Origin of the sequence: Citrobacter cronae (assembly GCF_016893685.1) — a bacterium.
Classification (GTDB): Bacteria; Pseudomonadota; Gammaproteobacteria; order Enterobacterales; family Enterobacteriaceae; genus Citrobacter; species Citrobacter werkmanii.
In genome coordinates this window covers 4966061-4988160 of sequence record NZ_CP069763.1, presented here as the reverse complement: position 1 = coordinate 4988160, position 22100 = coordinate 4966061, and the positions used below count along the sequence as shown (strand labels likewise).

The window sequence follows — 22100 nt, the reverse complement described above, 5'->3', positions numbered from 1 at the left end:
AACCATTTTTTGCATGAACAACGATATTCTTCATATCTATCATTGTGTTAACAAAGTGTTTTGAATATTGGCACAGATGCTGCATAATATTAACCAGTGGCTCATTCACCTTCTTATGTCAGCCCCTTCGGGAAGCGCTACATAAACTTCGAATGACGCACAACAAGGTGCCTGCCGTCCAACATCTGATATTAGCATGGCTCATATCAACCTCCGGGCGAAACGTCGAGTTAGGCACCGCCTTATTCCACAACAAAGCCGGGTTAATCCCGGCTTTGTTGTATCTGGCGTTCCCCTCAGTTAGCATCAAGCTATTCCTGTCCATTGAGAGTAACGCCTTGAAGCGCTGGTCAGTTTTCCCCCGATCTTTACGTCAATTGGTTATGTTGGCATTCTTGCTGATTCTGCTGCCGTTGTTAGTTCTGGCCTGGCAGGCGTGGCAAAGCCTGAATGCCTTGAGCGCGCAGGCGGCGCTGACCAACCGAACCACGCTGATTGACGCCAGACGCAGTGAGGCGATGACCAACGCCGCGCTGGAGATGGAGCGTAGCTACCGGCAGTATTGTGTGCTTGATGACTCAACGTTGGCAAAGGTCTACCAGAGTCAGCGTAAGCGCTATAGCGACATGCTGGATGCGCATGCGGGCGTGTTGCCGGATACCAAGCTTTATCAGGCGTTACGTCAGGATCTCAACGACCTCGCGCAATTACAGTGCAATAACAGCGGTCCAGATAGCGTAGCGGCAGCCCGGCTGGAAGCGTTCGCGAATGCCAATACCGAGATGGTACAGGCGACGCGCACCGTGGTCTTTTCTCGTGGCCAGCAGCTACAGCAGGAAATTGCTGAACGTGGGCAGTTCTTCGGCTGGCAGGCGCTGGTGCTGTTTCTCGTCAGCCTGGCGATGGTACTGCTGTTCACTCGTATGATTATCGGCCCGGTGAAGGGCATAGAAAGGATGATCAATCGGCTGGGGGAAGGGCGCTCGCTGGGCGACAGCGTATTATTTACCGGGCCGCGTGAGCTGAGGTCTGTCGGTCAGCGCATTATCTGGTTGAGCGAACGTCTTTCCTGGCTTGAGTCGCAACGGCATCAGTTTTTACGTCATCTTTCCCATGAGCTGAAAACGCCGCTGGCGAGCATGCGTGAAGGGACGGAGTTGCTGGCCGATCAGGTTGTTGGACCGCTTACGCCGGAGCAAAAAGAGGTGGTCGGTATTCTGGATGACAGCAGCCGTAACCTGCAAAAGCTGATTGAGCAGCTTCTTGATTACAACCGCAAACTGGCGGATGACGTGGTTGAGCTTGAGAGTGTGGACATCGCGCCGCTGGTTGAAAGCGTTGTTTCTGCACATAGCCTGCCTGCTCGCGGCAAAATGATACATACTGAGGTAGCGCTTGAGGCGAACACCTGCCTGGCGGAACCGATGCTGTTGATGAGCGTGCTGGACAATCTTTATTCCAATGCGGTGCACTATGGCGCTGAATCCGGTAACATTTGGATTCGCAGCAGTTTGCATGGCTCAACGGTATACATCGATATAACGAATACAGGCACACCGATTCCAGAAGCAGAACAGACCATGATCTTCGAGCCTTTTTTCCAGGGTAGCCATCAGCGAAAAGGGGCGGTAAAAGGAAGCGGGTTGGGGCTGAGCATTGCCAGAGATTGCATCCGCCGTATGCGAGGCAAACTGTATCTGGTTGATGACCATGCGCAAAGCGTTTGTTTTCGCATAGAATTGCCCCTATCTGCTGCAAAAAATCACTAAAATAAACCTAAGTCTGGTGAGTATGCCACACGTTGTTTTCCGAATGCTTAAACGACATTTTTTCCGTCGAGTCTTGCTTATGAGCCTGCCGTGTCTGGCGCTGGCCGGGTGCGTGCCGAACGCGGTGAATCATGTTACTGGCGACCCCTCTCAGGAGAAAATTCCGCCTTACCAACTGGCGGACTATCTTGCTACCGAGTGTACGGATATCTGGTCCCTGACGAGCCAGCCTACAGAGACAAACCCACTGTACTGGCTGCGGGCTATGGATTGCGCCAATCGCCTGATGCCGGTACAGGCGCGCAGTGAAGCCAGTATGATGATGCCAGATACCTGGCAGGGGGCTTTCAGACGCGGGATTCTGCTTGATAACGCTAACATTACGCCACCTGAAAGGCGGGAGGCTGTTACGCGCCTCGAGGCATTAAGTCCGCAAATTCCGCCGCAAGTCAGACCGCTGTATCAGGTCTGGCTCAGCAGCCAAACGCTACAACTGCAGCTTGCCGAAGAGCGTATGCGCTACAGTAAACTCCAGCAAACATCGGACAGCGATCTGGACACGCTGCGTCAACAGCAGCAGCATTTGCAGTCCCAGCTCGATCTCACAACCCGTAAGCTGGAGAATCTGACTGATATAGAACGTCAGCTTTCCACGCGCAAACCTGCCGGCAGCTACAATCCTGACGCGCCGCACGGGAATGATAAACTCACCACGCCTGATAACGAGGATGGCACTGCGCCATCTGCCGATGAGGTCACACCATGATAAGCCGTAAGCCCGCACATCTGCTGCTGGTGGATGACGATCCGGGCCTGTTGAAATTGCTCGGTATGCGACTGACCAGCGAAGGTTACAGCGTCGTAACCGCCGAAAGTGGGCAGGAAGGGTTACGGGTGCTGAACCGCGAAAAAGTGGATCTGGTTATCAGCGATCTGCGTATGGATGAAATGGACGGCATGCAGCTGTTTACTGAAATCCAGAAAGTACAACCGGGAATGCCGGTTATCATCCTCACTGCTCACGGTTCCATCCCTGACGCCGTTGCCGCGACGCAGCAAGGAGTATTCAGTTTTCTCACCAAGCCGGTTGATAAAGACGCGTTATACCACGCGATTGATGGCGCATTGGAACAGTCTGCGCCAGCCACTGATGACAGCTGGCGTGAGTCTATCGTCACCCGCAGCCCGCTGATGCTGCGTCTGTTAGAACAGGCGCGGATGGTAGCGCAATCGGATGTGAGCGTATTGATTAACGGTCAAAGCGGAACCGGGAAAGAGGTGTTTGCCCAGGCGATTCATAACGCCAGCCCGCGCAGCCACAAGCCATTCATTGCTATTAACTGCGGCGCGTTACCGGAACAGCTGCTGGAATCCGAACTGTTTGGTCATGCGCGCGGCGCCTTTACCGGTGCGGTAAGCAATCGCGAGGGCCTGTTTCAGGCGGCGGAAGGCGGGACGCTGTTCCTTGATGAGATTGGCGATATGCCCGCGCCGTTACAGGTCAAATTGCTGCGCGTTTTACAGGAACGCAAGGTCAGGCCGCTGGGCAGTAACCGCGATATAGACATTGATGTGCGCATTATATCGGCTACCCACCGCGACCTGCCTAAAGCGATGGCGCGGGGCGAGTTCCGTGAAGATTTGTACTATCGCCTCAACGTGGTTAGTCTGAAGATCCCGGCGCTTGCCGAGCGTACGGAAGATATTCCGCTGCTGGCAAACCACCTGCTGCGACAGTCTGCTGAACGGCACAAACCCTTCGTGCGTGCCTTCTCGACCGATGCCATGAAGCGTTTGATGACCGCCAGTTGGCCGGGCAACGTACGCCAGTTGGTCAACGTGATTGAGCAGTGCGTGGCCTTGACCTCTTCGCCGGTTATCAGCGATGCGCTGGTGGAGCAGGCCCTGGAAGGGGAGAACACCGCGCTGCCGACTTTTGTTGAAGCGCGCAATCAGTTTGAACTTAACTACCTGCGCAAACTATTGCAAATCACAAAAGGCAATGTGACCCACGCGGCGCGAATGGCGGGGCGCAATCGCACCGAGTTCTACAAGTTGCTTTCTCGCCATGAGCTGGATGCAAACGATTTCAAAGAATAAATCTGCGGATTATGTTAGCTTTATTCGATCAAAAGACAGGCGACCTTTTCAAGGAATAGCATGAAAAAGATTGATGCGATTATTAAACCTTTCAAGCTGGACGACGTCCGTGAAGCGCTGGCTGAAGTCGGCATTACCGGTATGACTGTGACAGAAGTGAAAGGGTTTGGCCGTCAGAAAGGCCATACCGAGTTATACCGTGGTGCGGAATACATGGTGGATTTTCTGCCGAAGGTAAAAATTGAAATTGTGGTTCCCGACGACATCGTCGATACCTGCGTTGACACCATTATTCGTACCGCACAGACCGGTAAAATCGGTGACGGTAAGATTTTTGTTTTCGACGTGGCGCGCGTTATTCGTATTCGTACCGGTGAAGAAGACGACGCGGCAATCTAAGCCGCGCCGTTAATTTGTAGGCCTGATAAGCGTAGCGCATCAGGCAGAGTGATTGCCGGATGTCGGCGTAAACGCCTTATCCGGCCTACTCGCGTAATACATTACAATACTTTATGCGGGCCGAAGCATTCGTAATGAATGTTCTCGTTTTTCACGCCCAGACCGACCAGTTGCTTCGCGGCGAACTGCATAAAGCCGACCGGGCCGCACAGATAAAACTGCATCGCCGGATCGCTGATTGCCCCTTCCAGTTTGTTCAGATCCATCAGACCAATGCTATCAAACGCACCTTTCGCGCGATCGGCTTCGTTTGGCTCACGATACCAGGTATGTGCGCTAAAGCGTGGCAGCGTTTTGCCGAGTTCTTTTACTTCATCGGCGAAAGCATGTACATCGCCATTTTCCGCCGCGTGGAACCAGTTAACCTGCGCCGTATGATGAGCTTTCGCCAGCGTATCCAGCATCGCCAGCATTGGCGTTTGGCCCACGCCTGCGGAAATCAGCGACACCGGCGTATCGGTCGCGACGTCCATAAAGAAATCCCCCGCTGGCGCGGCCAGGTGAACCACATCGCCGACATTGGCGTGGTTATGTAGCCAGGTTGAAACCTGACCACCGTCCTCGCGCTTCACGGCAATACGGTAGCCTTTGCCATCTGGCTTACGGGTCAGCGAATACTGACGGATTTCCTGATGCGGGAAACCTTCCGGCTTCAGCCAGACGCCCAGGTATTGGCCCGGATGGTATTCCGCCACTGCGCCGCCATCGACGGGTTCAAACTCAAAGCTGGTAATCGCGCGGCTTTGCGGCGTTTTCGCCACGATACGGAAAGGACGCGTACCTTCCCAACCGCCGGTTTTGCTGGCGTTTTCGCTGTAGATTTGCGCTTCACGGTTAATAAACACGCCCGCCAGCACGCCGTATGCTTTGCCCCACGCATCCAGCACTTCCTGGCCCGGGCTGAACATTTCGTCCAGCGTGGCCAGCAGGTGACTTCCTACGATGTTGTACTGCTCTGGTTTAATCTGGAAGCTGGTATGTTTCTGGGCGATTTTCTCAACGGCTGGCAACAGCGCTGGCAGGTTGTCGATGTTGCTGGCATACGCGGCAATGGCGTTAAACAGCGCTTCACGTTGGTCGCCATTGCGCTGGTTACTCATGTTGAAAATTTCTTTCAGCTCTGGGTTATGCGTAAACATGCGATCGTAGAAATGGGCGGTCAGCTTCGGACCTGTTTCAACCAGCAGGGGAATGGTGGCTTTCACTGTAGCGATGGTTTGTGCGTCAAGCATACGGTCTTCCTTTATCTGAAACTTTAATGATGTATGTCAAATGCATCTTATAAAAAATACCCCTGCATTGTAAATGGTTCTTTGTAACTTTGCGTTGTAAAGGTTACATCGTGAAAAATCTGCATCACAAACCTGAAAAGAAATCCGTTGAAATTCAGCAGACCTTTGTTCTCCAAAGCCTTGTGTGCCGTGAAGGTAATCGTTTGCGTAAAATCCTTTGTCAAGACCTGTTATCGAAGAATGATTCGGTTATACTGTTGGCCGAAGTCCTGGAAGACTGCCTTTTCAGGCCAAAATTTACTTGTTAGCTGAGTCAGGAGATGCGGATGTTAAAGCGTGAAATGAACATTGCCGATTATGATGCCGAACTGTGGCAGGCTATGGAGCAGGAAAAAGTACGTCAGGAAGAGCACATCGAACTGATCGCCTCCGAAAACTATACCAGCCCGCGTGTAATGCAGGCGCAGGGTTCTCAGCTGACCAACAAATACGCTGAAGGTTATCCGGGCAAGCGCTACTACGGCGGTTGCGAGTACGTTGATATCGTTGAGCAACTGGCTATCGATCGCGCTAAAGAGCTGTTTGGCGCTGACTACGCTAACGTACAGCCGCACTCTGGCTCTCAGGCTAACTTCGCTGTCTACACCGCGCTGCTGCAGCCGGGCGATACCGTGCTGGGTATGAACCTGGCGCAGGGCGGCCACCTGACTCACGGCTCCCCGGTTAACTTCTCCGGCAAACTGTACAACATCATTCCTTACGGCATTGATGAGTCCGGTAAAATTGACTACGAAGACATGGCTAAGCAGGCCAAAGAGCACAAACCGAAAATGATTATCGGTGGCTTCTCTGCCTACTCCGGCGTTGTTGACTGGGCAAAAATGCGTGAAATTGCTGACAGCATCGGCGCATACCTGTTCGTCGACATGGCGCACGTTGCCGGTCTGATTGCCGCTGGCGTTTACCCGAACCCGGTTCCGCACGCTCACGTTGTGACCACCACCACGCACAAAACCCTGGCGGGTCCGCGCGGCGGCCTGATCCTGGCGAAAGGCGGTGACGAAGAGCTGTACAAAAAACTGAACTCCGCCGTGTTCCCAAGCGCGCAGGGCGGCCCGCTGATGCACGTGATTGCGGCGAAAGCCGTGGCGCTGAAAGAAGCGATGGAGCCAGAGTTCAAAGTTTACCAGCAGCAGGTTGCGAAAAACGCCAAAGCGATGGTGGAAGTGTTCCTGAACCGCGGCTACAAAGTGGTTTCCGGTGGGACTGAAAACCACCTGTTCCTGCTGGATCTGGTTGATAAAAACCTGACCGGTAAAGAAGCCGACGCTGCACTGGGTCGTGCTAACATCACCGTCAACAAAAACAGCGTACCGAACGATCCGAAGAGCCCGTTTGTGACTTCCGGTATCCGTATCGGTTCCCCGGCTGTCACTCGTCGCGGCTTTAAAGAAGCGGAAGTGAAAGAGCTGGCTGGCTGGATGTGTGATGTTCTGGACAATATCAATGATGAAGCGGTAATTGAGCGCATCAAAGGTAAAGTGCTGGATATCTGCGCGCGCTTCCCGGTTTACGCGTAAGTCATATTGATTGCTGGACCTTATCCGGCCTACAGGTAACTCACCTGTAGGCCGGATAAACGAAGAGACATCCGCCAGTTATAGTGACTTAAGCAAGATTGTTTCATCGACTAAAGCTGCCACTGGCGGCTTTTTCTTAGCCTGAATCCATTTCCGCAATAAGCGCATTTCCCGACCCTGATTCAACGTCACTGCGCCGACAACGACGTCATTCTGCAAACTAAACCATATTGCTTTCTGCGCATCAGGATCGCCACGTACGAGCCAACTTTCTCCTTGCATTTCGCCAACAAACTGCAGGTTATCGCTGTATTGATCGGTCCAGAACCAGCCCGGCGTGGCTTCCGGCAGGGGTAAACCGAGCATCGCGGCGGCGGCGACCTGCGCCTGGAAGTTGGCATTTTCCCAGCTTTCTATGCGCTTTAACGAACCGTCCGGCTGGCGAGTGAGCGCCACATCACCGGCGGCGAAAATGACCGGGTCGGAGGTGGCGCAGGCGCTATCGACAATAATACCATTGGCCGTTTCCAGCCCTGCGTCGCGGGCCAGCGTATCGTTCGCCACGATGCCGATGCCGTAAACGACCGCATCGGCCTTCAGTATTTCGCCGTTTTGCAGCGTGAGCGTGAGAAATTCTCCCGCTTGGGCGTGCTCAATGGCGCTGTTGAGCAACATCCGCACGCCGGCTAACTGATGGCGTGCGAGCAAATAATCGCGTACCGGAGCCGGGGCGTTACGGCCCATCACCGTTGATGCCAGTTCGACCACCGTCACCCGGCAGCCGCGCTGGGTGGCGCTGGCCGCCAGTTCGAGGCCAATGGTGCCCGCGCCGACAATCACGATCGATTTTCCTGGCTGTAGCGCAGCCCGGAGACGCTCGGCATCTCCCGCATGACGTAGGGTAAAACAGCGCTCGCCCAGCGCATCCAGCAGCGGTAGCGGTCTGGCGGCGGCCCCGGTAGCCAGCAGCAGCTGAGTCCAGCGGTAGGTTTGCCCATCGGCGAGCGTTAACGTACGCGAGGCGCGATCAATCTCGCGTAGCGTAACGCCCAGATGCAACTGCACGTTGTGTTCCTGCCACCAGCTGGAGGGCAGAACCGGCTGAAGCTGCGGGTTATCGTCCAGCAGCATCGCTTTTGACAGCGGCGGGCGCTCGTAGGCCAGGTGAGCCTCGTCAGAAAAGAGGTGTAACGGTCCGCTAAACCCCTGCTGACGTAGCGCAGCGGCGGCCATCGCTCCCGCCTGGCCGCCGCCGATGATGGCAATAATCTGTTCGTTCATGATGACTCCTTACAGATCCAGACCAGCCGCGACGTGGCGGATCCCACGGATCCCCAGGCCGGCGTCGGCATTGATCATCACGCCGCTCAGCGTGCGGTTGTTGCGCCGTGACGCCAGCATCACGTACGGGCCGGTAAAATCGGCCGGTTCGGGGAAGAACTGCAGCGGCAGAATGGCGGCAATTTTCTCCGGCGTCAGCGACTGCATAATCGAGGTATCGTTCTGACCGAGCGCCTGCGGGCCACGCAGATCGGTCGCCATGCCGCATGGGCCGACACCGTTCACCCGCACCTTAGGCGCCAGTTCGTAGGCCAACTGGCGAATCAACCCGGTGGCCGCGTGCTTGCTGGCGGTATACAGGGGCCCGCCGCCGCCGGGATACCACGCGGCGTTAGACAGGGTAAAGATGATGCTGCCTTCGCTGGCGATTAATGCCTGGGCGCAGGCTTTGGCGCCCAGCAGATAGCCCAGCACGTTAACGTTAAACAGCTCGTGGAAGCCGCTTTCCAGCGCCTCGGCGGGCGTATTGACCAGCGAAGCGTTGTGATCCCAGATACCCGCGTTGCCGATAAAACAGTCCAGCTTGCCGAAGGTGGTGAGGATCCGATCCACCGCGCGCTGGTAGTCGGCATAGCAGGTCACGTTGCCTTCCACCGCCAGTACGTGTTCACCAAAGCGCTGGCGCAGGCTGGCAATCTTCGCTGCGGACAGCTCGAGCGTGGCGACTTTCGCACCTTCTTCAATAAAGCGTTCTACCAGCGCCAGCCCCAGCCCGGAGCCGCCGCCAGTAATAAACACAACGTTATCGCGTAAATCGCTCATCTGGCCTCCTCGGGTAAATCAATAAACACCTCGCCGCCTTCCACATGCACCGCATAGGTGGTGAGCGGATCGGTGGCGGGCAGGCACAACGCTTTGCCGGTTTTCAGGCAGAAGCTGGCGGCGTGCAGCGGGCACTCCACCGTGGCGTCGTCTTCCAGATAGCCCTCCGACATCGAGGCGTTACCGTGGCTACAGCGATCGTTAATGGCATAAAACTCACCCCCAACGTGAAACAGCGCGATGACGGGAGAGGTTTCCAGCCGGAGGGCTTCCCCCTCCGGCAGCTCCGTGGCGGAGCAGGCAAATATGCGGCTCATCAGAACAGTACACTCAGGTTGTGGGAGGTGATCACCGCCTGATCGAGCACGATCTCACGCTCCAGTAAGCGCCATTCGTCGCCCGGCAGACGACGGACCTTATCCATGCGCGTGCCGACGTAGAACGTCTCGTCACGCTCTTTTTGTGCGCGGTACAGCAGATAGTTCAGGCGCACGGCGAACACGTCCGGCTGGTCGGTTTCGCTCACCTGCAGGTTGCTGATCATGTGGCGGGTGCGGGAAGGTGGCTCTTCGGCCCACGCCATGCCGGTTTCCAGCCGCGCGATACGGCGTTCAAGCTGGTCTTTATTGTCGTTGAAAATCCAGGTGGTCGGCGGCTGTACGCCTTTACGGCGGTCGCGCGTCTGGGCATTCACCGTGGTGCGCATGGTGTAACGAATGTCGTCATCCAGCTGCGCCAGCCAGTCGCGGAACTGCCAGTCGTCCAGCAAACGCGCTTCTTCATACAGAAACTGGCTGATGCGGTGATGCAGCTCAGGGGAGACTAACGCGCTCATTTCATCACCTCCTGCTGGTATGCGGCGGTTTTTTCCTGCACTTCCTGCCAGCTTTCGCTGCTTAATAAATCGGCCCAACGCTGATACATGCCGCGGGCGGCGGTTTCCGAGAAAATGTAGTTAGTGATCCCCGGAATGCCGTCTTCACGACGTTTTTCCTGGCCGAGACCCATCTCCAGGCACAGGTTGGTGTTGCGTGCCCGGTGGCCTTTGAGCAGTTTTTGAATCTCACACCAGTTTTCCGAGTCGTCCTGCTCAAGGAACCCTGCCGGGCCGAAGGCGCGGGTGGCGCTGTTTTCAAAAGCGGCTTTGACGTCATCAGAGGCGGCTTTATCGGCGATGCAGAACGCCCACACTTCGACTTTGTCCGGCCCACGCGGATGCCAGACGCGCAGCGTGGCGGTGCCGTTCAGCCAGGAGAGCGTGGGGAAAATATTGTTGTGACCGGCGAGACGCAGTGCACGAACCTTACCCAGACGCTGCTCAGCCTCTTCATAGGTATCGCGATAGTAGCTGGAGACTTCGCCGTCGACCCAGACGTTGGCGTCCGGTTTCTCGGTAAAGAAGAAGCCGCTGCCGTGTCCATCCTGGCCGAACTGTAGCGCGTCTTTGGCGGTTTCCCACACCGGGCGGGCGGTTTGACCGTCTCCCAGGCGTTTGTCGCTGCCGTCGTCTTTCGCGCCCAATACCTGTACGGCAGAGGCGTGGCTGAACAACGCGTGATACTGGTCGCTGGCGAACTGTTCAGCGGGGAATTTCCAGTTACAGTCGATGGTCCACTTCTGTACGCCGCCGACGATTTCAGTGCCGCCTTCACGGCGATCCAGCACGCCGTCGAGATACCAGGCGATGTCGCCGAGATAATCGCGAAGATTCGGCGCGGTGGTATCCCAGTTACCGAAAATCAGCCCTTTGTAGCTCTCGACGCATGGCACTTCGTTCAGCCCCCAGTGGGATTTGCACAACCCTTGTGGGTAGGCGCGCGGCTCCAGCGGCACGTCGATCAGCTCGCCGTTAATGCCGTATGACCAGCCGTGATACGGGCAGGTGAAGGCGCGGGTGTTACCGCAGTCGGCATAACTCACGCGCATCGCGCGGTGGCGGCACTGGTTGAGAAACGCTTTGATGCTGCCGTCCTTCTGGCGCACCACCACCACGGCGTCTTCGCCCATATAAGTGTTAAAGAAATCGCCCGGTTTGGGGATTTGGCTTTCGTGGGCGAGAAACAGCCAGCAACGTCCGAAGATGCGTTCCAGCTCCAGTTGGTAAATTTCAGGGTCGGTATAAATACGTGGGGTTACGCGACCGTTTTGCGTGTCGATCAGTCGGTAGATGTCTAAATTTGAGGGTATGGTCATATTTTTTAATCCTGAAAGCTAAGATGTATTGACCTTCTTTTTTTGTACCCTAAGGATGTTGCTGGTTAGTTATCAATCTGTGAAATAGTAAATTTCTACCAGTTGAGACATTTTTTCGATAACAAGGAGAAGGGCATGGAACTGAGGCACTTACGCTATTTTGTGGCGGTGGCGCAGGCGCTGAATTTCACCCGGGCGGCAGAAAAACTGCATACCTCTCAGCCCTCGTTAAGCAGTCAGATCCGCGATCTGGAGACCTGTGTGGGGGTTCCCTTGCTGGTGCGGGACAAGCGCAAAGTTGCGTTAACGGCAGCGGGTGAATGTTTTTTACAGGATGCGTTGGTTATCCTCGAGCAGGCGGAAAATGCCAAAGTTCGCGCCCGTAAAACGGTGCAGGAAGATAACCATTTCGCCATCGGCTTTGTCCCTTCCGCAGAGGTAAATCTGTTGCCCAAAGTGCTGCCTTTGTTTCGTTTAAAACAACCGGATATGCATATTGAACTGGTCAGTTTGATCACCACTGAGCAGGAGGAGAAGATCCTGCGCGGAGAGCTTGACGTTGGCTTAATGCGTCATCCGGTTTACAGCCCGGAACTGGATTATCTGGAGCTGATTCATGAGCCGCTGGTGGTGGTGTTACCGGTGAATCATCCACTCGCTAATGAGAAAGCGATATCGGCACAGCAACTGCACGGCGTCAATTTTGTCAGTACCGATCCGGCCTATTCCGGCGCGTTAGCGATGATTGTCAAAAACTGGTTTCAGCAGCAAAAAAGCCAGCCCAATATCGTGCAGGTGGCGACCAATATTCTGGTGACCATGAACCTGGTCAGCATGGGGTTGGGGGTGACTTTGATACCCGGTTATATGAATAATTTTAATACCGGGCAGGTGGTTTTTCGCCCTATTGTTGGCGATGTTCCAACCATTGCGCTGCTGATGGCGTGGAAAAAGGGGGCGCTGAAACCGGCGCTGACCGACTTTATCGCCACGGTGCATGAACGTTTAGCCGTGAGCGTTGTGGATTAACGACTACAGCTCGCTAAGCTGCGACTCGACATACAGATAGCCGATGCCCATCAGTTGCTGAGCGCGATTAAGCTTACCGAAACCGATCTGCGTTGCCCGGGCTCGTGGGTTATCGCCATGATCGAACGGATTAAATCCGGTTTGCTGCACCAGCGTATTGAGCCAGCTCTCGCCGAAGGCGCAGCTACGACCATACAGCCAGATTTGATTAATATTTAATATATTTAGAAAATTGTACAGACTCAGGCCAATGGCGCTGGCGGCATGTTCGGCCCACGCCTGAATGCGAACATCTCCGTGCCTCCAGGCATCAATAAGCTGGTCGGTCGTCAGCGTTTGGGGATCATACAGGGATGTCGGTTGCGATTTCATCCACACTCGAGCCTGCTTTTTCAGTGCGCTTAATGACGCCACCGTTTCCAGACACCCATAACGGCCACAGTCGCAGGCAACCCCGTCCGGATCAATTATTGTATGACCAATCTGACCGCTGCCGTACAAACTGCCCCGCCAGATGTTATCGTTGACGACAAACGATGAGCCAATGCCGTAATCAACGTTAATCACACAAAAATCACCGTTAGCCGCCGGATTTTGCCACTTTTCCGCCAGCGCCAGCATCACGCAGTCATTGTCCAGCCGGACCTGCACACCAAGCATCTCCTCAAGCAGGTATTTTATTTCCACCGGTGTTTTCCACGGAGCCTGAGGCATGGTTTTTGATGCGCCGGTAATCGGATCAACCTGGCCGTGCACGCCCAGCGCCAGATTAATCGTAACCTCTGGAAATTGCCGACGGTATTCTCGCCAGTGTGCCGCCAATGCTCTCAGCAGCGCTTTTGGCGTATCAGGATTAATGACCTCATGGCGCCAGTCGCCGACGGCCACCAGACGCGCGTCCGCCAGTTGGCTGGTGATGCTGGTGGGGGTGACGTTGATGCAGAGCGTCCAGGCGCCTGTTTCTGGCAAATGATAACTGCCGCTACTCAAACCGCGCTGGCTTAACGTCTCTCGCGAATGGCTGATTCTCCCTTCATCCATCAGCTCTTCAAGAATATTGCTGACCGCCGGGATCGACAGACTGGTCAGCTGCGCCAACTGCGACTTGCTAAGCTGTTTTTCCCGCCATAGATGCGACAAAAAGATCTGTTTATTTGCTTGACGTACCCTGGCGTTATTGAATCCCGAACGCTGCATACACTTAACTCCCTTTACTATATTGCGTGAGCATTGCGCATTTTAACGCCACTTAACTGCCGCAGAATAGCCTCAGGTTAAATTTTTACTTTTTTTTATTGAGTGGAGAGCGGCATGTACGGTTCAGTTAAAGTCTGGCAGGAAACGATCACCCTCCCAACGTGGACGGTGGGTGAAGAAGACGCTAACCCGATGTTTCTGGAGAAAAGGGTGTATCAGGGATCCTCTGGTGCGGTTTATCCCTACGGCGTGATTGATACCCTGACCGGCAAGCGTGAAATGCGCGACTATCAGGCGGTGTGGATGGAGAATGACTTCATTCGCATCATGCTGCTGCCGGAATTAGGCGGACGTATCCATCGTGCGTATGACAAAGTGCAGCAACGTGATTTCGTCTACTACAACGAAGTGGTGAAACCAGCGTTGGTTGGCCTGCTTGGGCCATGGATCTCTGGCGGCATTGAGTTCAACTGGCCGCAGCATCATCGTCCAACCACCTTTATGCCGGTTGATTTTACGCAGCAGCAGGGCGAGCAGGGTGAATATACCGTGTGGATGGGGGAGGTTGAACCCATGCGTGGTTTACAGGTGATGACCGGATTCACACTGTATCCGGATCGCGCGCTGATCGAAATAACCGGGAAGGTGTTTAACGGTAACGCCACGCCGCGCCACTTCCTGTGGTGGGCGAATCCGGCGGTGAAAGGCGGCGACGATCATCAGAGCGTGTTTCCGCCGGATGTAACCGCGGTATTCGACCACGGCAAGCGCGATGTTTCAGCGTTTCCTGTCGCTACTGGCACCTACTACAAAGTGGATTACTCGGCGGGCGTGGATATCTCTCGCTACAAAAACGTACCCGTTCCGACCTCTTATATGGCGGAAAAATCGGATTATGACTTTGTCGGCGCCTGGCACCACGGCGAACGCGGCGGATTACTGCACGTGGCGGACCACCATGTTTCGCCGGGGAAAAAACAGTGGACCTGGGGATACGGCGACTTTGGCGTTGCCTGGGATCGTAATCTCACCGATGACAACGGTCCGTATATCGAACTGATGACCGGGGTCTTTACCGATAACCAACCGGATTTCACCTGGCTTGCGCCGTACGAAGAGAAAGTTTTCGTGCAAAACTTCCTGCCCTACAGCGAACTTGGCATGGTGCAAAACGCCAGCACGCAACTGGCGCTTCGGCTGGTGCGTGAGGGAAGCCAACTTTCAGTGGGCGTTTATGCGATAGCGCCGCTACGCGATGTTCAGGTTACGCTTGCGGCACACGGGGAGCCGTTCTTTGAGAATACACTCACCCTTGAGCCGGGGCAGAGCTGGTTAGCCGATGTGTCTGACAATGGTCATGCCCGGGTAACGATGACCGTTACTCGCGCCGATGGCACTGTGCTGTTGCAGTACGAAGAGCACCTGGCGCAAGAATTACCACTACCCTCGGCGGCCAGCGCGCCAGCTCAGCCAGAAGCGATTGCTAATACCGATGAACTCTATTTTATTGGTCAGCATCTGGAGCAGTACAACCACGCCAGCCGCTATGCCGAAGACTATTACCGCCGCGCGCTGGAAGTCGACCCGCTTGATTATCGCAATAATGTGGCGCTGGGGACGCTGGCGCTAAACCGCGCGGACTGGGCATTAGCAGCCCATTGCGCGGGCAAGGCGCTGGAACGGGCGCACAAGCTCAATAAGAATCCGCGTGATGGCGAGGCGAGTATGCTGCTGGCCGCCGCGCAGGAACGCCAGGGCGACGATGAAAGCGCCTGGGATAATTATTATAAGGCGAGCTGGAGCGGCAACTGCCGGGATGCGGCTTTCTGGTCGTTAGCGCGCCTGGCGATGAAACGTCAGGACTATGCCGGCGCGTTGGAAAAAGTCGAGCAGAGCCTGCGTTTTAACGGCAGTAATAACCTGGCGATGGGACTGAAAGCGCTGGCGCTGGCTAAGCTTGATCGCAATGCGCAAGCGCTGGAATACATTCGCCAACAGCTGGTTGATTATCCGCTGAGTTACACCCTGCACTATGCGCGCTGGGCTATTTGTCAGGATGAAGCGACGGCACAGGCGCTAATCTCGATTACCGGGCGGCGCGGTACCAACGCGTGTGAACTGGCTGGCTGGTTGATCGCATTGGGGCAAAAAGATGCTGCCCGTGGCGTGCTGGAACTGCTCGACAGCCAGGAAACGCTACCGATGCTGTGGCGCGCTTCGCTGAGCGACAATCCGCAACCTTTCATCGAACGAGCGCGTAAGTGTCTGCAAAATCGCGTCCGTTTTCCCAATACGCTGGATGAAGTACAGATGCTGCAAACCCTCGAGCAGAGCGCTTTTGCCCGCTATTTGCTCGGCTGTTTCTGGTACAGCAAACGCTGCTATGACGAGGCGGTCTCCTGCTGGCAATTTACCCTTGCGCAGGAGCCGGATTTTGCCCCAGTGCATCGCTTATTGGGTATCTATGCCTGGAACAAACAGCACGATGCACAGCAGGCGATGCAGTATCTGTCGCAGGCCGTAGCACTGGAGCCGCAAAATGCCCGTTTCCTGTTCGAACTCGACTATCTCAAAAAGCTGATGGCGCAACCGGCTGAACAGCGTTTGCAACGACTGGAAGCCAGCAAAGATATTGTCTTCCATCGTGACGATCTGACGGTGGAACTGCTTAGTCTGTGGAATGGATTGGGGCGCTACGACGAGGCCGCGGCAATATTACGTGAGCGTGTATTTCATCCGTGGGAGGGGGGAGAAGGCAAAGCCACCGGGCAATATTTGCTGAATCAGATGCATCGCGCACTGGAGGCCGTTCAGTCGGGCGACCCGCAAACCGCCATCACGCAACTGCAACAGGCGCTGCACTACCCGCAAAACCTTGGAGAGGGGCGCCTGCCTGGGCAAACGGATAATGACATCTGGTATTTGCTGGGTTATTGCGCCCAGCAGCAGGGGCATTTCGAGGAGTCCCGGCGCTATTTCTCCCGTGCCACGCGTGGCGGTAGCTCACTGGATGCCGGACGTTACTACAACGACCAGCCGGTGGACTATCTCTTCTGGCAGGGTATGGCGCAGAGAAAACTCGGCGATGATGCACAGGCGGACGCTCTGTTCAACAGCTTCCTGCAATGGGTTGAGTCGCATCGCGACAACGTCCCGGATGTCGATTTCTTTGCCGTATCGCTGCCCGATCTGGTGGTGCTGGATACCTCAGCACAAGCAAAACACCAGCAACACTGCCTGTTTATCAATGCGCTTGGGCATCTGGGGCTGGGAAATAGTTCTGCTTGCCAGCGCGATCTTGATGAGCTTCTGCAACTCAATCCGGCACATGACAAGGCGTTACTGCTGCGTCACGCCATTAACGTAAGGCTGTTCCAGTAATACCCGAAACGGGTGGGGGCAACCTCACCCGAAACCTTCTGTTCCCTGCGTTTCCCTGAAAGAGGAATCATAATGAATAACGCGCAGACACATTTAAAGATTGGTTACGTCTGGACTATCTGCCTGGTTGCCGCCTGCGGTGGTTTACTGTTTGGCTATGACTGGGTGGTGATCGGCGGGGCAAAGCCCTTCTATGAAGCTTATTTTTCGATTACCGATCCGGCGCAATCTGGCTGGGCGATGAGCTCGGCGCTGGTTGGTTGTATCTTTGGTGCGCTGATTTCCGGCTGGTGTGCCGATAAGTTTGGCCGAAAGATGCCGCTGATTCTCTCGGCAATCCTTTTTAGCGCTTCAGCCTGGGGAACAGCAGTTGCCAGCAATTTTGACATGTTTGTTGTCTATCGCATCGTTGGCGGCGTGGGGATTGGTCTGGCATCCGCGCTAAGCCCGCTGTATATCGCTGAGGTCAGCCCGGCGGAAAAGCGTGGTCGCTTTGTTGCCGTTAACCAACTCACCATCGTCATTGGCGTCCTGGCGGCGCAGCTTATCAACCTGATGATTGCCGAACCTGTCGCTACAGGCGCTACGCAGCAGGCGATTGTGGAAAGCTGGAACGGTCAGACGGGCTGGCGCTGGATGTTTGGCGCTGAATTAGTGCCCGCGGTAATTTTCCTGGTGCTGATGTTCTTTGTCCCTGAATCGCCGCGCTGGTTGGTGAAGGCAGGAAAAGCCGAACGTGCGCGCACCATGCTGCAGCGCATTGGTTCGGCGGAATATGCCGGGCAAACGCTGAAAGAGATTGAACATACGCTACAAAAAGATAACCACAAGGTCGCGTGGTCATCACTGTTACAACCGCAGATCAAACCGATAGTGATTATTGGCATGGTGCTGGCAGTGTTCCAGCAGTGGTGTGGGATCAACGTTATTTTCAACTATGCGCAGGAGATATTTGCTTCTGCCGGATTCGACATCAACGGCACGTTAAAATCGATCGTAGCGACCGGGATCATCAATCTGGTCTTTACCCTTGCCGCTCTGCCGCTGGTGGACAAAATTGGGCGTCGTAAACTGATGCTGTTTGGTGCATCAGGGCTGACGGTTATCTACGTACTCATTGCCGGGGCATACGGGTTGGGCATTCTGGGCTGGCCGGTTTTGGTACTGGTGCTGGCGGCGATCGCCATTTACGCCCTGACGCTGGCCCCGGTAACCTGGGTGCTGCTGTCCGAAATTTTCCCCAACCGAGTACGCGGGTTAGCGATGTCGTTCGGCACGCTGGCGTTGTGGATTGCCTGCTTCCTGCTGACCTATACCTTCCCACTGCTGAATGCGAGTCTGGGCGCATCGGGAAGCTTCCTGCTCTACGGTGTGATTTGCGCGATGGGCTTTATCTATATTCTGCGTAATGTGCCGGAAACCAAAGGCGTGACGCTGGAAGCGCTGGAGGAACAGCTGGCGGCGCAGCATACGAAAGTTGGCGCATCAAGCCAACAACGAAGCACCCGCTAATGAATTCTCTGCTGATGCTTCAAAACGCACATCTACGGATGTGCGTAGATCCGCAGGGCGGTTCGCTATTGAGTCTGGTTTCGTTACAACATCAACGGGCAATATTACGTGAAGGTCATGGTCAGCAGCCCGGTGATTGCGGCCTGTTCCCGATGCTGCCGGTGGCAAACCGAGTGGCGGGCAACCGTTTTATGCTACGTGGGGAAGAGGTTGTGCTACCGCACCATGAGGCGGATGAACACTTCTTCCTGCACGGTGACGGCTGGCTGCAGCGCTGGCGGGTTATCACCGCGACACCAAGCGGTTGTTTGCTACAGTTGCGCAGTTGGCATCCCTGTGGCTACGACTATACGGCGCAGATTTGCTACCAACTGGAAGCTTCGAGCCTGCATGCTTCATTGACGCTCACCCATTGCGGGGAACGACCGATGATCTATGGCTGCGGGTTCCATCCGTTTTTCGCCTTTGATACGTACAGTACGGCCCAGTTCACCGCCAGCGGCTATTGGCCGGAGGGGGAACAGCATCTGCCACTGGACTGGCAAAGTGATATTCCACCCGCAGCGGATTTCATGCATGCGCAATACGGTGAAGATGCCTGGTTGAATGTGGGTTATTCTGGCTGGAGCGGGCGGGCCGTTATTCAGCGCGATGTGATGAAAGTCACGATTTTAGCGCAAACTCCGTGGCTGATGCTGTTCAGAATGTCGGGTGAACCATTCCTGTGCCTGGAGCCGCAGACGCATCCGGTGAATGCCCACCACATGCAGGGGCAGCCGGGATTGCAGGTTTTAGCGCAGGGAGAACGCTGTCATTTTGCGATGCAAATTTGTGTCGAATAGGGCGAAAATCATGTTATCTGCCTGTTAATGGTCTCTTGCGCCAGCCAGAGTTTATCGCCAGACTACCGTCTCCAAACGGGAGGGATTCATGGCTTTGCATTCCACGCGCTGGCTGGCGCTCGGTTATTTCACCTATTTCTTTAGCTACGGTATTTTTCTGCCTTTCTGGAGCGTCTGGCTCGAAGGGTTGGGGCTGACGCCGGAAACCATTGGTTTACTGCTGGGCGCGGGGCTGATTGCCCGTTTTCTCGGTAGCTTGCTGATTGCGCCGCGCGTGAGCGATCCCTCTCGTCTGATTACCGCTTTACGTATTCTGGCTCTGTTGACATTGGTGTTTGCGCTGGCCTTCTGGGCGGGGACCAACGTGGCGTGGCTGATGGTGGTGATGGTCGGATTTAACCTGTTTTTCTCACCGTTGGTGCCGCTGACCGACGCGCTGGCTAACACCTGGCAAAAACAGATAACCATGGATTACGGGCGGGTTCGACTGTGGGGATCCGTGGCCTTTGTGATTGGCTCTGCGCTGACCGGTAAGCTGGTGAGCCTGTTTGACTATCGGGTGATCCTTATTCTGCTGTCGCTTGGCGTCGCCTCGATGCTGCTGGGCATGATGATTCGTCCGAGCGTGCAGCCAGCAGGTGAAACCCGTCAGCAGGAGAGTGCGGGATGGCCCGCATGGCGCGCGTTAATAACGCAAAGCTGGCGTTTTCTTGCCTGCGTGAGTCTGCTGCAGGGCGCGCATGCCGCCTATTACGGTTTTAGCGCCATTTACTGGCAGTCTGCTGGTTATTCCGCTTCGGCGGTGGGCTATTTATGGTCATTGGGCGTGGTGGCGGAAGTCATTATCTTCGCGCTTAGCCACAAGCTGTTCCGCCGCTTTAGCGCCCGCGATCTGCTGTTGCTTTCCGCCGTTTGCGGCGTGGCGCGTTGGGGGCTGATGGGCTGGAGCACCGAACTACCGTGGCTGATTGTGGTGCAGATCCTGCACTGCGGTACCTTCACCGTCTGCCACCTGGCGGCAATGCGCTATATCGCGGCGCGACAGGGCAGCGAAGTGATTCGTTTACAAGCGGTCTACTCCGCGATAGCGATGGGCGGCAGTATCGCCATTATGACCGTTTTCGCTGGCTACCTGTACCAAAACCTGGGCAGCGGCGTATTCTGGGTGATGGCGCTGGTGGCGCTACCGGCTATCGTGCTGCGCCCGAAAGTAGTGGCGCAGCCTGCGACGTTATGATTCGAGGATTTTGCGGATCTGCTGCTGCTGGTGAGACGTCAGCGCCAGATCCGCATGAATCAACGGTGGTGAAAACAGCGGCAGCGGCGTAGTGTACGGTGTGACGATCAGCGTTACGCCGCGCGGCGCACCCTCTTTTTGAAAGTCCTGCATTGGCATATGTTTTACGTTGAGCGGCAGTAGCGTCAGTTCGCGTAGCTGCTGTTCAATATGCGCTTCGAGTTGTTCATTACTGCCGGTCAGCAGGATAATCTGCTTTTCGTGCAAATCCTTCTCCTGCATCAGCCAGGCACCGAAAATCACCGCTACCAGACCGATCTCTTCTTCTGAAAATTGCACTTCGTATTCCGCTTCGAATCCGTGTATCGCCTCGCGGGTGGTGCGAACCAGCCGGGGATAAAGTCGGCTGAACTCCTCCGGCAGCGTGTTATCAATACCAATGGCAAACAAACTGCGGTTCAGAGCCTGGGCAAGGTGGATATACAGCTGGTCGTTCAGCCCTTGTTCATCGCTGAAGCGAACGTTGCCATACTCGCGAAAACGCAGCACCAGCCGCGCGATAGCCAGACGCAAACGGCGATCCTGCTGGTGGTTATCGCGGATGGGATCGGGGATGCGAATCATTGAGAACAGCAATGCCATAAACAGCGATTCGCCCGGCGGCGCACTTTGCATGACGTGACGTTGCCAGTGGCGGGCAATCTCCTCAGCGAGCGCATACTCCGCGCAGGATTGCGCCCAGCGCTGCTGGAGCGGATTAAACTCCGGGGTGATCCCCGCGTGATGTTGCAGCAGGCAGTATTGTAAAAACAGCCGCAGGAACTGGATATCACGGCACTCAAAGGGCTTTTGCAAGCGTCGGGAGCAGAGGTTAATCAGCGCATGCAGATTGGTGTCATCATACAACGTGCGCGCTATGCCCTGCTGTTTAAGCGCCATTTTCAATGTGGGTGTGAAATGTTGCGTGATAAACGTCGGGCAGATCCGCAGGCCACGGCGCAGCCAATGCAACAGGCACAGCCGCTGGTTCAGCGGGGCGCCTTCGATCGTATAGCCGCCATTCTGGGCGGAAGTAATGGCGAGCCGATGATAGCGCTGGATTTCGAGCCCCGCGCCAATGATATCCTCCTGAACGGTGGCATCATCGACGCCATTGAGACTGCTGAAGGTCTGCGCGGTAGCAATCTGCCCCGGCAGAAAAAGCGTCAGCAGTACCTGGCAACGGCGTTGGGGAGCGGAAAGTACAGATGGCGGGGCGAGCGTTGACATCATCTGTAGAATCTCCCGTGAGTATGTTTGATAAGAATAGTTAAAGTTTGCGCATAGATTTGCGGAATGGAAAGCTTTACACCAGGAATGCTGGGGAGCGTCACAGAATTTTTAACGTGCGGAACAGATAGCGGTAGTGAAACGCAGCGCGTTAATCCACTTTTTCACGGTTTTATCTTTAGTTTACATATAAAAAA

Annotated in this window: 18 protein-coding genes; 10 read left to right on the top strand and 8 right to left on the bottom strand. The window is 55.3% G+C overall.

Translation table 11 applies throughout. The features are described from left to right. The first annotated feature begins 338 nt into the window (after positions 1 to 338). Genes qseE through glnB form a run of 4 tightly spaced genes read left to right on the top strand, consistent with a single transcriptional unit; the run spans position 339 to position 4268 of the window. Positions 339 to 1769, top strand: a complete 1431-nt coding sequence (gene qseE, locus JSN25_RS21585; protein WP_137350969.1) for a two component system sensor histidine kinase QseE/GlrK — start codon at positions 339 to 341, stop codon at positions 1767 to 1769. A 22-nt stretch (positions 1770 to 1791) separates the two neighbouring features. After that, positions 1792 to 2535: a two-component system QseEF-associated lipoprotein QseG gene (qseG, locus tag JSN25_RS21580; RefSeq protein ID WP_038642680.1), complete on the top strand. Its 744-nt coding sequence runs from the start codon at positions 1792 to 1794 to the stop codon at positions 2533 to 2535. Further along, on the top strand, positions 2535 to 3869 hold the full coding sequence (gene glrR / locus JSN25_RS21575) for a two-component system response regulator GlrR (protein ID WP_304441077.1): 1335 nt from the start codon (positions 2535 to 2537) through the stop codon (positions 3867 to 3869). The genes qseG and glrR overlap by 1 nt, the downstream gene beginning before the upstream one ends. A 60-nt stretch (positions 3870 to 3929) precedes the next feature. Then, a complete protein-coding gene (gene glnB, locus JSN25_RS21570) occupies positions 3930 to 4268 on the top strand; it encodes a nitrogen regulatory protein P-II (protein ID WP_000717694.1) in 339 nt (112 codons plus the stop codon). A 101-nt stretch (positions 4269 to 4369) separates the two neighbouring features. On the opposite strand, the gene hmpA is transcribed toward glnB, so the two are convergent. Then, on the bottom strand, positions 4370 to 5560 hold the full coding sequence (gene hmpA / locus JSN25_RS21565) for an NO-inducible flavohemoprotein (protein ID WP_069324438.1): 1191 nt from the start codon (positions 5558 to 5560) through the stop codon (positions 4370 to 4372). Between the two features lie 326 nt (positions 5561 to 5886). Here hmpA and glyA point away from each other — a divergent pair, with 326 nt between their 5' ends. Beyond that, on the top strand, positions 5887 to 7140 hold the full coding sequence (gene glyA, locus JSN25_RS21560) for a serine hydroxymethyltransferase (protein WP_032939458.1): 1254 nt from the start codon (positions 5887 to 5889) through the stop codon (positions 7138 to 7140). A 78-nt stretch (positions 7141 to 7218) separates the two neighbouring features. On the opposite strand, the gene hcaD is transcribed toward glyA, so the two are convergent. Genes hcaD through hcaE form a run of 5 tightly spaced genes read right to left on the bottom strand, consistent with a single transcriptional unit; the run spans position 7219 to position 11436 of the window. Then, complete coding sequence (gene hcaD, locus JSN25_RS21555) at positions 7219 to 8421, bottom strand: phenylpropionate dioxygenase ferredoxin reductase subunit (protein WP_204525341.1); 1203 nt, start codon at positions 8419 to 8421, stop codon at positions 7219 to 7221. 9 nt (positions 8422 to 8430) lie between these two features. After that, positions 8431 to 9243, bottom strand: coding sequence for a 3-phenylpropionate-dihydrodiol/cinnamic acid-dihydrodiol dehydrogenase (gene hcaB, locus JSN25_RS21550; RefSeq protein WP_085049308.1), 813 nt, complete (start codon positions 9241 to 9243; stop codon positions 8431 to 8433). Beyond that, on the bottom strand, positions 9240 to 9560 hold the full coding sequence (hcaC, locus tag JSN25_RS21545; RefSeq protein WP_038642667.1) for a 3-phenylpropionate/cinnamic acid dioxygenase ferredoxin subunit: 321 nt from the start codon (positions 9558 to 9560) through the stop codon (positions 9240 to 9242). The genes hcaB and hcaC overlap by 4 nt, the downstream gene beginning before the upstream one ends. Beyond that, positions 9560 to 10078: a 3-phenylpropionate/cinnamic acid dioxygenase subunit beta gene (gene hcaF, locus JSN25_RS21540; protein ID WP_174330084.1), complete on the bottom strand. Its 519-nt coding sequence runs from the start codon at positions 10076 to 10078 to the stop codon at positions 9560 to 9562. Before hcaF ends, hcaC begins: the two co-directional genes overlap by 1 nt. Continuing rightward, positions 10075 to 11436 (bottom strand): 3-phenylpropionate/cinnamic acid dioxygenase subunit alpha, encoded by a 1362-nt coding sequence (hcaE, locus tag JSN25_RS21535; RefSeq protein ID WP_087856404.1) that lies wholly within the window; start codon positions 11434 to 11436, stop codon positions 10075 to 10077. Before hcaE ends, hcaF begins: the two co-directional genes overlap by 4 nt. Positions 11437 to 11571: 135 nt before the next feature. Here hcaE and hcaR point away from each other — a divergent pair, with 135 nt between their 5' ends. Continuing rightward, positions 11572 to 12465 (top strand): DNA-binding transcriptional regulator HcaR, encoded by an 894-nt coding sequence (gene hcaR, locus JSN25_RS21530; RefSeq protein WP_121529406.1) that lies wholly within the window; start codon positions 11572 to 11574, stop codon positions 12463 to 12465. Between the two features lie 3 nt (positions 12466 to 12468). On the opposite strand, the gene JSN25_RS21525 is transcribed toward hcaR, so the two are convergent. Continuing rightward, positions 12469 to 13662, bottom strand: a complete 1194-nt coding sequence (locus JSN25_RS21525; RefSeq protein WP_204525340.1) for an ROK family transcriptional regulator — start codon at positions 13660 to 13662, stop codon at positions 12469 to 12471. A 114-nt stretch (positions 13663 to 13776) separates the two neighbouring features. On the opposite strand from JSN25_RS21525, the gene JSN25_RS21520 reads away from it, so the two are divergent. The 4 genes from JSN25_RS21520 (at position 13777) to JSN25_RS21505 (ending at position 20634) form a co-directional block, all read left to right on the top strand. Further along, positions 13777 to 17043 carry a DUF5107 domain-containing protein gene (locus JSN25_RS21520; RefSeq protein WP_204525339.1) on the top strand — a complete coding sequence of 1089 codons (3267 nt, stop codon included), beginning with the start codon at positions 13777 to 13779 and terminating at the stop codon, positions 17041 to 17043. 72 nt (positions 17044 to 17115) lie between these two features. Continuing rightward, on the top strand, positions 17116 to 18555 hold the full coding sequence (locus tag JSN25_RS21515; protein ID WP_150345310.1) for a sugar porter family MFS transporter: 1440 nt from the start codon (positions 17116 to 17118) through the stop codon (positions 18553 to 18555). Further along, complete coding sequence (locus tag JSN25_RS21510) at positions 18555 to 19397, top strand: aldose 1-epimerase (protein WP_137347042.1); 843 nt, start codon at positions 18555 to 18557, stop codon at positions 19395 to 19397. The genes JSN25_RS21515 and JSN25_RS21510 overlap by 1 nt, the downstream gene beginning before the upstream one ends. Positions 19398 to 19485: 88 nt before the next feature. Continuing rightward, positions 19486 to 20634 (top strand): 3-phenylpropionate MFS transporter, encoded by a 1149-nt coding sequence (locus tag JSN25_RS21505; RefSeq protein WP_069324448.1) that lies wholly within the window; start codon positions 19486 to 19488, stop codon positions 20632 to 20634. Here the strand turns inward: JSN25_RS21505 and csiE are convergent. After that, entirely contained in the window at positions 20629 to 21906 is a 1278-nt protein-coding gene (gene csiE / locus JSN25_RS21500) for a stationary phase inducible protein CsiE (RefSeq protein WP_038642650.1), read from the bottom strand. The genes JSN25_RS21505 and csiE overlap by 6 nt on opposite strands. Between the last annotated feature and the right edge of the window lie 194 nt (positions 21907 to 22100).

What these genes read in the sequence shown, in the direction of transcription:
- hcaB (WP_085049308.1), bottom strand. Translation starts at nt 9,243, where the DNA reads ATGAGCGATTTACGCGATAACGTTGTGTTTATTACTGGCGGCGGCTCC.
- hmpA (WP_069324438.1), bottom strand. Translation starts at nt 5,560, where the DNA reads ATGCTTGACGCACAAACCATCGCTACAGTGAAAGCCACCATTCCCCTG.
- qseG (WP_038642680.1), top strand. Translation starts at nt 1,792, where the DNA reads ATGCCACACGTTGTTTTCCGAATGCTTAAACGACATTTTTTCCGTCGA.
- hcaE (WP_087856404.1), bottom strand. Translation starts at nt 11,436, where the DNA reads ATGACCATACCCTCAAATTTAGACATCTACCGACTGATCGACACGCAA.
- JSN25_RS21515 (WP_150345310.1), top strand. Translation starts at nt 17,116, where the DNA reads ATGAATAACGCGCAGACACATTTAAAGATTGGTTACGTCTGGACTATC.
- csiE (WP_038642650.1), bottom strand. Translation starts at nt 21,906, where the DNA reads ATGATGTCAACGCTCGCCCCGCCATCTGTACTTTCCGCTCCCCAACGC.
- JSN25_RS21510 (WP_137347042.1), top strand. Translation starts at nt 18,555, where the DNA reads ATGAATTCTCTGCTGATGCTTCAAAACGCACATCTACGGATGTGCGTA.
- hcaF (WP_174330084.1), bottom strand. Translation starts at nt 10,078, where the DNA reads ATGAGCGCGTTAGTCTCCCCTGAGCTGCATCACCGCATCAGCCAGTTT.
- JSN25_RS21525 (WP_204525340.1), bottom strand. Translation starts at nt 13,662, where the DNA reads ATGCAGCGTTCGGGATTCAATAACGCCAGGGTACGTCAAGCAAATAAA.
- hcaD (WP_204525341.1), bottom strand. Translation starts at nt 8,421, where the DNA reads ATGAACGAACAGATTATTGCCATCATCGGCGGCGGCCAGGCGGGAGCG.
- JSN25_RS21505 (WP_069324448.1), top strand. Translation starts at nt 19,486, where the DNA reads ATGGCTTTGCATTCCACGCGCTGGCTGGCGCTCGGTTATTTCACCTAT.
- hcaC (WP_038642667.1), bottom strand. Translation starts at nt 9,560, where the DNA reads ATGAGCCGCATATTTGCCTGCTCCGCCACGGAGCTGCCGGAGGGGGAA.
- glyA (WP_032939458.1), top strand. Translation starts at nt 5,887, where the DNA reads ATGTTAAAGCGTGAAATGAACATTGCCGATTATGATGCCGAACTGTGG.
- glnB (WP_000717694.1), top strand. Translation starts at nt 3,930, where the DNA reads ATGAAAAAGATTGATGCGATTATTAAACCTTTCAAGCTGGACGACGTC.
- JSN25_RS21520 (WP_204525339.1), top strand. Translation starts at nt 13,777, where the DNA reads ATGTACGGTTCAGTTAAAGTCTGGCAGGAAACGATCACCCTCCCAACG.
- hcaR (WP_121529406.1), top strand. Translation starts at nt 11,572, where the DNA reads ATGGAACTGAGGCACTTACGCTATTTTGTGGCGGTGGCGCAGGCGCTG.